This is a genomic window from Desulforhopalus singaporensis, assembly GCF_900104445.1.
Classification (GTDB): Bacteria; Desulfobacterota; Desulfobulbia; order Desulfobulbales; family Desulfocapsaceae; genus Desulforhopalus_A; species Desulforhopalus_A singaporensis.
Genome location: NZ_FNJI01000103.1, coordinates 1 through 2,065 on the forward strand (window position 1 = coordinate 1; position 2,065 = coordinate 2,065).

Here is a 2,065-nt window from a genome sequence, read left to right on the forward strand (position 1 = left end):
GGAAGATATCGGGCCGCGGCTGGTCAATCTCGTCGGCAACGTCAAGACGGTGCTGAGATACCAGTAAGAACCGGCAGGGCCCACCGATGATGTAAGGGTGCTGTCAGCGGGTTTGACAGGGAAATTATAAGAGGAAAAAATGAAAGAGATCTATGTTGTTGAATCGTTACGGACCCCCCTGGGTTCGTTTGGCGGGGTTTTATCCGATGTGGAAGCTACCAGGCTTGCGGCTGCGGTTATAAAGGGGATTCTCGAACGTACCGGTCTCCTGGCCGAGGCGATTGACGAGGTGATCGTCGGTCACGTCCTGTCGGGCGGCTGCGGCCAGGCCCCGGCCAGGCAGGTGGTGCGCTACGCCGGGTTGCCCGACACCGTCCCGGCGATGAGCGTCAACAAGGTGTGCGGCAGCGGCCTCAAGGCCATAATGCTGGGTGCCGGCTCAATCATGCTTGGTGATGCCGAGATCGTGCTGGCCGGCGGAATGGAGAACATGTCCCAGGCGCCTTACCTTCTCAAGCAGGCCAGATTCGGCCACCGGATGGGCAACAACGAGACCGTCGACCTGATGATCCACGACGGGTTGTTTGATCCCTACAGCCAAAGTCATATGGGACTGCTGGCCGACAACACCGTGGACAGCCAGGGTGTCACCCGGGAAGAGCAGGATGAATTCGCCATCCGCTCCTACAAGCGCGCCCAGGCTGCCGTCAAGGACGGTGTTTTTGCCGGGGAAATAGTACCGGTGGTCAAGAAGACCCGCAAGGGGGAAGTGACTGTGGCTGAAGACGAGGAGCCGAGCCGGGTTAACTTTGACAAGCTTGTCACCCTGCGGCCGGCTTTTAAAAAAGACGGGTCGGTTACCGCCGGAAACGCCTCGACCATCAACGACGGGGCGGCGATGACCCTGCTCGCCAGTAAGGAAGCCCTTGAAAAATACGGTTTGCAACCAAAAGCCCGTCTGGTCGCCTATGCTTCCAACTCCACCCACCCCGACGATTTTACCCTGGCTCCGGTAGGGGCGATAGAAAAAGCCCTGGCCAGGGCGGAGTTGTCCGCGGCCGATATCGATCTCTACGAGATCAACGAAGCCTTTGCCGCGGTAACCATTTTTGCCATGAAAAAATTTGATCTCAGCCCTGACAGGGTCAATGTCAACGGCGGTGCCGTCGCCATCGGCCATCCCCTGGGTGCAAGTGGCGCCCGGGTGACCACGACGCTTATCAACGAGATGACAAGACGCGGGTGCCGCTACGGGCTGGCGACGCTTTGTATCGGCGGCGGAGAATCGGTTGCTGCAATTTTTGAACGGGTATAGGAGAAAGAGATGATAGCCAAAGCAGGTGTACTGGGTGCCGGGCAGATGGGAAGCGGTATAGCACACGTTCTCGCCGCCCGGGAGATTGAAGTCGTGCTGTTTGATATTGTTGAAAGCCAGCTGGAAAACGCGGTTGGTGGAATTGCGAAAAATCTGGATCGCCAGGCGCAGAAAGGAAAACTGGACGAAGGGGATATCCCCGCTATTCTTGCCAGAATCTCTACGACTACGGCCATGGCCGACCTCGGCGACTGCGACCTTGCAATCGAGGCGGTCACTGAAAGAGAAAAGCTCAAGCTCGATATCTTCCGGCAGCTTGACGAAGTGGTTAAAAAAGACGCTATCCTCGCCTCAAACACCTCTTCCATACCCATCACCAGGATTGGCGCGGTCACCGGCCGTCCCGACAAGGTGATCGGCATGCATTTCATGAATCCGGTGCCGGTAATGAAGCTTGTCGAGGTGATTCGCGGGCTGGCCACCAGTGACGAAACTTTTGACGCCACCTGCGCCCTGATCGCCAAGCTGGGCAAGGAAAAGGCAGTGTCGTCCGATTATCCGGGATTTATCGTCAACCGCATTCTCATCCCGATGATCAACGAAGCTGCGTTCGCCCTTTTCGAGGGAGTGGCCAGCGCCGAGGATATCGACAAGGGGATGATGCTCGGTACCAATCAGCCCATGGGGCCGCTGACCCTTGCCGATTTTATCGGCCTGGATACCTGCCTGGCCATCATGGAAGTGCTTTAC

2 protein-coding genes are annotated in these 2,065 nt (G+C 57.5%); both read left to right on the plus strand.

Features of this window, described 5'->3' with window-relative positions:
* Nucleotides 1-139 precede the first annotated feature (139 nt).
* On the plus strand, nt 140-1,315 hold the full coding sequence (locus BLQ17_RS21950) for a thiolase family protein (RefSeq protein ID WP_092226418.1): 1,176 nt from the start codon (nt 140-142) through the stop codon (nt 1,313-1,315).
* 9 nt (nt 1,316-1,324) lie between these two features.
* A partial coding sequence (locus BLQ17_RS21955; protein ID WP_092226420.1) for a 3-hydroxyacyl-CoA dehydrogenase NAD-binding domain-containing protein occupies nt 1,325-2,065 on the plus strand: 741 nt, incomplete at its 3' end.